This window comes from Arcobacter sp. F2176, assembly GCF_004116465.1.
In the GTDB taxonomy this organism is placed as follows: domain Bacteria; phylum Campylobacterota; class Campylobacteria; order Campylobacterales; family Arcobacteraceae; genus Arcobacter; species Arcobacter siniprincipis.
The window spans coordinates 1-603 of record NZ_PDJV01000055.1; the positions used below are offsets into that span (position 1 = coordinate 1).

Annotated in this window: 1 protein-coding gene; it reads right to left on the reverse strand. The window is 25.9% G+C overall.

Features of this window, described 5'->3' with window-relative positions:
- Nucleotides 1-35: 35 nt before the first annotated feature.
- The gene (locus CRU95_RS16125; protein ID WP_129102125.1) at nucleotides 36-554 is read right to left on the reverse strand and encodes a hypothetical protein; all 519 of its coding nucleotides are present in this window, start codon (nucleotides 552-554) and stop codon (nucleotides 36-38) included.
- Between the last annotated feature and the right edge of the window lie 49 nt (nucleotides 555-603).

The window sequence follows — 603 nt, forward strand, 5'->3', positions numbered from 1 at the left end:
AGGGTCAAATATTTCTCTCCAAAGTTTTGTTATATTTAATTAGTTGATAATCCATTTTTAATTTTTTGTGATAATACTTCTAAATATCCTGGCAATTTCTTTTTTTCAAAATATTGAGATGTTGAACCTGCATACTTCAATATTACAGTATCATTTGGTAAAACATTAATACCAATGAATAATGTAGCACCATATGAAGTTAATCCCATTGGTGTTCTAAGTTTAATAAAAATTAAATCTTCTAATTTTGATTTATATGTAACCGAACTAAATCCAAATTGATTATCTGTATATTGGCTTCTTGCTCTTAGTTTCCATGATTTTTTATCTTCTGATAAAATATTTCTGTACTCTCCAAGTTTAACCCAATCAAGATTTTTTATTGTATTGTTTATGACTACAATTACTTTATCAGTACTTGTGTTTTTATACACTTGTTCAATCTTCTTACCTTGTTTTGCTGTACTTACATTAGCTGTATCAAGTATACAACCTGTAAAGTTAAGAGAAATTATAAAAACAACTAGGTATTTTATTAGTATTTTTATTTTCATTTAAATGGCTCCTTGTAATATAACGATTGAAATGAGCCAATAAATTTCC

Coding starts and splice junctions, on each gene's coding strand:
- CRU95_RS16125 (WP_129102125.1), bottom strand. CDS start 554: ATGAAAATAAAAATACTAATAAAATACCTAGTTGTTTTTATAATTTCT.